Origin of the sequence: Variovorax defluvii, from assembly GCF_039541515.1 — a bacterium.
In the GTDB taxonomy this organism is placed as follows: Bacteria; Pseudomonadota; Gammaproteobacteria; order Burkholderiales; family Burkholderiaceae_C; genus Variovorax; species Variovorax defluvii.
Map to the genome: position 1 here is coordinate 105438 of NZ_BAABGJ010000004.1, position 8146 is coordinate 113583.

8 protein-coding genes and 1 tRNA gene are annotated in these 8146 nt (G+C 63.7%); all 9 read right to left on the bottom strand.

The genetic code is table 11. From position 1 onward, the window contains the following. Nucleotides 1–4: 4 nt before the first annotated feature. Nucleotides 5–4129: a DNA-directed RNA polymerase subunit beta gene (gene rpoB / locus ABEA07_RS03345; RefSeq protein WP_345535870.1), complete on the bottom strand. Its 4125-nt coding sequence runs from the start codon at nt 4127–4129 to the stop codon at nt 5–7. A 249-nt stretch (nt 4130–4378) separates the two neighbouring features. Then, a complete protein-coding gene (gene rplL / locus ABEA07_RS03350; protein ID WP_345535871.1) occupies nt 4379–4756 on the bottom strand; it encodes a 50S ribosomal protein L7/L12 in 378 nt (125 codons plus the stop codon). Between the two features lie 42 nt (nt 4757–4798). After that, nucleotides 4799–5332 carry a 50S ribosomal protein L10 gene (rplJ, locus tag ABEA07_RS03355; protein ID WP_345535872.1) on the bottom strand — a complete coding sequence of 178 codons (534 nt, stop codon included), beginning with the start codon at nt 5330–5332 and terminating at the stop codon, nt 4799–4801. A gap of 286 nt (nt 5333–5618) precedes the next feature. Continuing rightward, nucleotides 5619–6320, bottom strand: coding sequence for a 50S ribosomal protein L1 (rplA, locus tag ABEA07_RS03360; RefSeq protein ID WP_345535873.1), 702 nt, complete (start codon nt 6318–6320; stop codon nt 5619–5621). Then, complete coding sequence (gene rplK / locus ABEA07_RS03365; RefSeq protein ID WP_028252759.1) at nt 6321–6752, bottom strand: 50S ribosomal protein L11; 432 nt, start codon at nt 6750–6752, stop codon at nt 6321–6323. A gap of 118 nt (nt 6753–6870) precedes the next feature. After that, nucleotides 6871–7467, bottom strand: a complete 597-nt coding sequence (gene nusG, locus ABEA07_RS03370) for a transcription termination/antitermination protein NusG (protein ID WP_345535876.1) — start codon at nt 7465–7467, stop codon at nt 6871–6873. Then, complete coding sequence (gene secE, locus ABEA07_RS03375; protein WP_345535884.1) at nt 7467–7850, bottom strand: preprotein translocase subunit SecE; 384 nt, start codon at nt 7848–7850, stop codon at nt 7467–7469. The genes nusG and secE overlap by 1 nt, the downstream gene beginning before the upstream one ends. 106 nt (nt 7851–7956) lie before the next feature. Beyond that, a tRNA-Trp gene (locus tag ABEA07_RS03380) sits at nt 7957–8032 on the bottom strand. Between the two features lie 10 nt (nt 8033–8042). Beyond that, the coding region (locus tag ABEA07_RS03385) for an EF-Tu C-terminal domain-related protein (protein ID WP_486391985.1) at nt 8043–8146 on the bottom strand (104 nt) is incomplete at its 5' end.

Consider the following 8146-nt stretch of genomic DNA (forward strand, 5'->3'; position numbering starts at 1 on the left):
CGGCCTACGAACGCTCGAGCTCGATGTCGAGCCCCAACGACCGGATTTCCTTCACCAGCACGTTGAACGATTCCGGCATGCCGGCTTCGATCGAGTGCTCGCCCTTGACGATGCTTTCGTAGACCTTGGTACGGCCTTGCACGTCGTCGGACTTCACGGTCAGCATTTCCTGCAGGACGTAGGAAGCGCCGTAGGCCTCGAGCGCCCACACTTCCATTTCCCCGAAACGCTGGCCGCCGAACTGCGCCTTGCCGCCCAGCGGCTGTTGCGTGACCAGGCTGTACGGACCGGTCGAGCGGGCGTGCATCTTGTCGTCCACCAGGTGGTGCAGCTTGAGCACGTGCATGTAGCCGACCGTGACCGGACGCTCGAACTGGTCGCCCGTACGACCGTCGTAGAGGTAGGCCTGGGTGCGCGACGCCGTCAGGCCCTTGGCCTTGGCGATCTCGTCCGGATAGGCCAGCTGCAGCATGCCGCGGATCTCCTCTTCGGAGGCGCCGTCGAACACCGGCGTGGCGAAGGGCACGCCCGAGGCCAGGTTGCCCGCCATTTCGAGCACCTCGGCGTCGCTGAGCTTCGCCAGGTCTTCCTTGCGGCCCGAGCCGTTGTAGAGCTGGTCCATGAACTGGCGCAGCTCTGCCACCTTGGCCTCCTGTTGCAGCAGGTCCCCGATGCGCTGGCCCACGCCCTTGCCGGCCCAGCCCAGGTGCACCTCGAGCACCTGCCCGACGTTCATCCGCGAGGGCACGCCCAGCGGGTTCAGGCAGATGTCGCACGGCGTGCCGTCCGCCATGTGGGGCATGTCCTCGACCGGAACGATCTTGGAGACCACACCCTTGTTGCCGTGGCGGCCAGCCATCTTGTCGCCGGGTTGCAGGCGGCGCTTGACGGCCAGGTAGACCTTGACCATCTTCAGCACGCCCGCGGGCAGCTCGTCGCCCTGCGTGAGCTTCTTGCGCTTTTCCTCGAAGGCGAGATCGAAGCTGTGGCGGGTCTGCTCCAGCGAGTTCTTGATCGACTCGAGTTGCGAGGCCACGTCTTCTTCCGCGGGGCGGATGTCGAACCAATGGAACTTCTCGATCGACGACAGGTAGGCCTTGTCGAGCTTGCTGCCCTTGGCGAGCTTGTTCGGGCCACCGTTGGCGACCTTGCCGGTCAGGAGCTTCTCGATCCGGTCGAAGGCGTCGGCCTCGACGATGCGCAGCTGGTCGTTCAGGTCGAGACGGAAGCGCTTGAGCTCGTCGTCGATGATCTGCTGGGCACGCTTGTCGCGCTGGATGCCTTCGCGGGTGAACACCTGGACGTCGATCACCGTGCCTTGCGAGCCCTGGTCGACGCGCAGCGAGGTGTCCTTCACGTCCGAAGCCTTCTCGCCGAAGATGGCGCGCAGCAGCTTCTCTTCCGGCGTCAGCGTGGTCTCGCCCTTCGGCGTGACCTTGCCCACCAGCGTGTCGCCGGGCTGCACTTCGGCACCGACGTAGATGATCCCGGATTCGTCCAGGCGGTTGAGCTGCTGCTCGGCCAGGTTCGGGATGTCGCGGGTGATTTCTTCCGCGCCCAGCTTGGTGTCGCGGGCCATCACCACCAGTTCCTCGATATGGATCGAGGTGTAGCGGTCTTCGGCGACCACGCGCTCGCTGATCAGGATCGAGTCTTCGAAGTTGTAGCCGTTCCAGGGCATGAACGCGACCAGCATGTTCTGGCCGAGCGCGAGCTCGCCCAGGTCGGTCGAGGCGCCGTCGGCGATCACGTCGCCCTTGGCGATCTTGTCGCCGCGCTTGACGATCGGACGCTGGTGGATGTTCGTGTTCTGGTTCGAACGCTGGTACTTGATCAGGTTGTAGATGTCGACGCCGACTTCGCCCGCTGCGGCTTCGGCATCGTTCACGCGCACCACGATGCGGGTGGCGTCGACATAGTCGACCACACCGCCACGGCTGGCCGTGACGACCGTGCCGGAGTCGACCGCGGAAACGCGCTCGATGCCCGTGCCGACGAAAGCCTTCTCGGGACGCAGCACCGGCACCGCCTGGCGCTGCATGTTGGCGCCCATCAGTGCGCGGTTCGCATCGTCGTGCTCCAGGAAAGGCACCAACGAGGCGGCCACCGAAACGATCTGCGCCGGGGACACGTCCATGTACTGCACGCGCTCGGCGGACACCAGGATCGACTCGCCAGTCTCGCGCGCCGACACCAGGTCGCCGGTGAGGCGGCCGTCCTTGTCGAGCGCGGCGTTGGCCTGCGCGATCACGTACTTGCCTTCCTCGATGGCCGACAGGTAGTCGATCTCGTTCGTGACCTTGCCGTCCACCACGCGACGGTACGGCGTCTCGATGAAGCCGTATTCGTTCAGGCGGGCGTACAGGGCCAGCGAGTTGATCAGGCCGATGTTCGGACCTTCAGGCGTTTCGATCGGGCACACACGGCCGTAGTGCGTGACGTGCACGTCGCGCACTTCGAAGCCGGCACGCTCGCGGGTCAGACCGCCCGGGCCCAGGGCCGAGACGCGGCGCTTGTGCGTGATCTCGGACAGCGGGTTCGTCTGGTCCATGAACTGAGACAGCTGCGACGCGCCGAAGAATTCCTTCAGCGCGGCCGAGATCGGCTTGCTGTTGATCAAGTCGTGCGGCATGAGCGGCTCTTGCTCGGCCTGGCCCAGGCGTTCCTTGACGGCCTTCTCGATGCGGGCGAGACCGGTGCGGTACTGGTTCTCGGCCAGTTCGCCAACGCAGCGCACGCGGCGGTTGCCGAGGTGGTCGATGTCGTCCACTTCGCCGCGGCCGTTGCGCAGGTCGACCAGGATCTTCACGACCGCCAGGATGTCTTCGTTGGTCAGGACCATCGGGCCGGTCGACTCGTCGCGTCCGACCTTGGCATTGAACTTCATCCGGCCCACGCGCGACAGGTCGTAGGTGTCCGGGTTGTAGAACAGACGCTGGAACAGGGCCTGCACGGCGTCTTCCGTCGGCGGCTCGCCGGGGCGCATCATGCGGTAGATGGCCACGCGCGCTGCGAACTCATCGGCGGTTTCGTCGATGCGCAGGGTCTGGGAGATGTACGCGCCTTGGTCGAGCTCGTTGGTGTAGATGCACTGGATTTCCTGCACGCCGGCGGCGCGCAGCTTCTTCAGCAGCGACTCGGTCAGTTCGTCATTGGCCTTTGCCAGGATCTCGCCGGAGTCGGCGTCCACGATGTTGCGGGCCAGCACGCGGCCGACCAGGAAGTCTTCCGGCACGCTGATGTGCGTGGTTTCCGACTGTTCCAGCTCTCGCGTGTGCCGCGCGGTGACGCGCTTGTCCTTCGCGACCACCACCTTGCCCGACTTGTCGGTGATGTCGAAGCGCGCGACCTCGCCGCGCAGGCGCTCGGCGACGAACTCCATCTGCGCGCCGCTGTCCATCAGGCGGAAGTTGTCGTTGACGAAGAAGTTGGCGAGGATCGATTCCGGGTTCAGGCCGATGGCCTTCAGCAGGATCGTCACCGGCATCTTGCGGCGACGGTCGACGCGGAAGTACAGCATGTCCTTCGGGTCGAACTCGAAGTCCAGCCAGGAGCCGCGGTAGGGGATCACGCGGGCCGAGAACAACAGCTTGCCCGAGCTGTGCGTCTTGCCCTTGTCATGCTCGAAGAACACGCCCGGCGAGCGGTGCAGCTGCGAGACGATCACGCGCTCCGTGCCGTTGATGATGAAGGAACCCTTGTCGGTCATGAGCGGCACTTCGCCCATGTAGACCTCCTGCTCCTTCACTTCCTTCACCACCTTGGACTGCGGCGTCGAGGACTCGCGGTCGTAGATGATCAGCTGAACCTTGGCACGCACCGCCGAGGCGAACGTCAGACCACGGGTCTGGCACTCGCGCACATCGAAGGCCGGCTTCGCCAGGTTGTACTCGAGGAACTTCATTTCCACGAAGCCGTTGTGCGACACGATCGGGAAGGCGGCGTCGAAAGCGGCTTGGAGGCCTTCCACGGTGCGTTTCTGAGGCGGGACGCCTGCCTGCAGGAACGCGGTGTAGGCGTCCTTCTGCATCTGCAGCAGGTAGGGAATTTCGACGACGCTGGCGCGGTTGCCGAAATTCTTTCGGATGCGCTTGCGTTCGGTATAACTGTACGTGGACGTTTGGGCCATGAGAGCTCCGGGCTTTGAGATCTTCAGCGACTTGTCAGCAGCGCTTTCGCGCCCCTGCTTGGCGGCTGGCCACTACCAGCCGTTGGCGGACGGCGATGCATTGCACATCGCCCGAACCAAGGGATCTTCTGCAGTCGGGGTCAGAAGACACTCAAAAACGGCCGGGAAGCAGCGGTTTTTGAGTGCGCTCTGAAAGCGGCAAAGGCTGGAGGGCCTTCCGGCACACTCCAGCCCTTCGGAAGAACCGAATTACTTCAATTCCGCCTTCGCGCCAGCGTCGACCAGCTTCTTCAGCATGGCCTCCGCGTCGGCCTTGGCCACGCCTTCCTTCACGGCCTTGGGAGCGGCTTCCACCAGGTCCTTGGCTTCCTTCAGGCCCAGGCCGGTGATTTCGCGCACAGCCTTGATCGCGGCGACCTTGTTCGCACCAGCGTCGGTCAGGACGACGTTGAACTCGGTCTTTTCCTCGACGGCCGCAGCAGCGGCACCGCCACCACCGGCGGCCGGGGCGGCCATGGCCGCGGCGCTCACGCCGAACTTCTCTTCGATGGCCTTCACCAGGTCGTTGAGCTCGAGCACCGTCATGCTGTCGAGGGCGGTCAGAAATGCGTCTTTATCGAATGCCATTTTGGTTTCCTAACAATTGGGTTGAATTTTTCAAAAGCAAGCTCAGGCTGCCGCCGGGGCTTCGGCCGCAGCCTCTGCCGGCGCTTCGCCGCCACCGCGCTTCTCGGCAAGCGCGGCCAGGACACGGGCCGTGCGCGAGATCGGGGACTGCATCAAGCCCAGCAACTGGGCCAACAGCACTTCCTTCGAGGGGATGCTGGCCAGCTGCTTCACGCCTTCGACGTCCAGGGCCTTGCCACCGAAGGCGCCGCCGCGAATGACCAGCTTGTCGTTGGTCTTCGCGAAATCGGCCACCACCTTCGCGGCGGCCACAGCGTCCTCGGAGAAGCCATAGATCAGCGGACCGGTCATCTGGTCACCGACAACTTCGAATGCGCTGCCGGCAACAGCACGGCGTGCCAAAGTGTTCTTGAGAACACTCAGGGTCACACCCTTGCTGCGTGCGTCGTTGCGCAGACGGGTCATGTCGGCGACCGTGATGCCACGGTATTCCGCCATCACGAGCGTTTGAGCTTTTGCGGCGAGGCTGGTCACGTCACTGATGACCGCTTCTTTCTCACTGCGATTCAGACTCAAGGTCTACTCCTTTTCAATGCACCCGTCGGTCGGCCCTCGGGATGCGCTTCATGCAGCGACCAACTGTTTCGGAAACGAATTCCTTGCAGCGGGATCGCCATCTGCGCTGGTGGCCTCGCGATGGAGGAGGCAATTAAGTGCAGGCCCTCCTGCACACCAGCGGTCTTGGATGGCCCGGCTCGGCGCTTGGGCGCCTTGCCGACCCACCACATCGCCCTGACGCCTTGAACGGCGGCGGGGCAATCTCATCGGAACCCTGCCGCGGCAAGGCCCCTCTTCAACTTCTTCAGCCCTGGGTCGAGATGGTCTGCATGTCCACGCGGACACCCACGCCCATCGTCGACGAGACGGCCACCTTGCGCAGGTACACACCCTTGCTCGAAGCCGGCTTGGCTTTGACCAGCGCCTCGATCAGCGCCGAAAGATTGCCTTGCAGCTTCTCGGTGTCGAAGGAACGGCGGCCGATGGTGCCGTGGATGATCCCTGCCTTGTCGACTCGAAACTGCACCTGGCCGGCCTTTGCGTTCTTCACCGCGGTGGCGACGTCGGGTGTCACGGTGCCGACCTTGGGATTGGGCATCAGGCCGCGCGGGCCGAGGATCTGACCCAACGCACCCACCACGCGCATCGCGTCCGGCGCGGCGATCACCACGTCGAAGGGCATGTCGCCGGCTTTCACCTGAGCGGCGAGGTCGTCCATGCCGACGATGTCGGCGCCGGCAGCCTTGGCCTCCTCGGCCTTGGCGCCTTGGGCGAACACGGCCACGCGCTTGGTCTTGCCGGTGCCGTTGGGCATCACGACCGCGCCACGAACGACCTGGTCCGACTTTTTCGCGTCGATGCCGAGTTGGACGGCCACGTCGATCGACTCATCGAACTTCGCGGTGGCGGCTTCCTTGATGATGCCGATGGCTTCGGCGAGCGGGTACAGCTTGGTGCTGTCGACCTTGCCGGCCAGCGCCTTCTGCTTCTTCGTGATCTTGGCCATTTACACGCCCTCCACATTCACGCCCATCGAGCGGGCCGAGCCGGCGATGGTGCGAACCGCGGCATCCAGGTCGGCGGCCGTCAGGTCCTTCATCTTGGTCTTTGCGATCTCTTCGAGCTGGGCGCGCGTGATCTTGCCGACCTTGTCGGTGTGCGGGCGAGCGGAACCCTTCTCGAGCTTGATGGCCTTCTTGATCAGCGTGATCGCCGGCGGCGTCTTGATGATGAAAGTGAAGCTCTTGTCGGCGAAAGCGGTGATTACCACCGGCAGCGGCAGCCCGGGCTCGACGCCCTGGGTCTGCGCGTTGAACGCCTTGCAGAACTCCATGATGTTCAGACCGCGCTGGCCCAGTGCGGGGCCGATGGGCGGCGACGGATTGGCTTTACCAGCTGGGACTTGCAGCTTGATGAAGCCGACGATTTTCTTCGCCATGCTTTTCTCCTTGCGGGTGATAACGCCTTGGCCTGCTCAGCCGCAGCTCCCCGGGGTTGACGACTCTCGAAACACGATCCGGCGCCGAGTCGGGAAGCGCCGGGCCCTCAAAAGATCCTCAGGTCTTCTCGACCTGGCCGAATTCCAGCTCTACGGGCGTCGCGCGGCCAAAGATCATGACCGAGACACGCACCTTGCTCTTCTCGTAGTTGACTTCCTCGACCGAACCATTGAAGTCGGTGAACGGGCCTTCCTTGACGCGCACGAATTCGCCCACGGTGAACTCGACCTTGTGGCGCGGCTTCTCGGTACCCTGCTGCATCTGGCTGACGATGTCCTCGACTTCCTTCTGCGAGATAGGGGCCGGGCGGTTCTTCGCGCCGCCGACAAAACCCGTCACCTTGTTGGTGTGCTTCACCAGGTGCCAGGTGTCGTCCTCCATGATCATCTCGACCAGGACATACCCCGGAAAGAAGCGGCGCTCGGTGGTGCGCTTCTGGCCATTGCGGACCTCGACCACCTCTTCCGTCGGCACAAGGATGCGACCGAACTTGCTTTGCATCCCCGCACGGTTGATGCGCTCGGTGATGTTGCGCTCCACCGCCTTTTCCATGCCCGAATAGGCATGAACCACGTACCAGCGGAAGTCCGGGTTGGCGGGCGGCGCCAGCACAGCGCCATCTTCAGGCTTCAACTCGACAGCGTCGTCAGTCATTATTTTCTCCAGCCCAGGATGAGATCGAAGAACACCCATTCGAGCGTCTTGTCGGTGAGCCAAAGGAAGATGGACATGACGACGACGAAGGCGAACACATAGGCCGTCATCTGGATCGCCTCCTTGCGCGTCGGCCACACCACCTTCTTGACCTCGCGCCAAGAATCGCGACCGAAGGCCCACAACTGGCGACCGTTCTCGGAACTCGCGAACGCACCGACCGCCGCAGCCAATCCCACGAGCAAGACAGCCCACTGCACGAGCGCGCCCTGGCGCGCGAGCAGATAGAACGCCACGATAGCGCCCACCGCCAGCACGATGGCCACAGCCATCTTGGCCTTGTCGGCACCCGTGCTCACGGTTTCGATTTGAGTAGTGGCCATCTTCGGCAAATATTCATCCAGCCTTGCGGCCTCTTAAATTCACGGCGCCTTCCTAGACGCCGAAGCCCGTCAGGGCATGACGGGCTTTTTTGGGGCCACCTTCAGGTGGCAGGGGCAGTAGGAATCGAACCTACAACCTTCGGTTTTGGAGACCGACGCTCTGCCAATTGAGCTATACCCCTGTGGATCGCTTTAGACGTCCAGGATCTTCGCCACGACGCCCGAGCCCACGGTGCGGCCACCTTCACGGATGGCGAAGCGCAGACCTTCTTCCATGGCGATGGGGTTGATCAGCT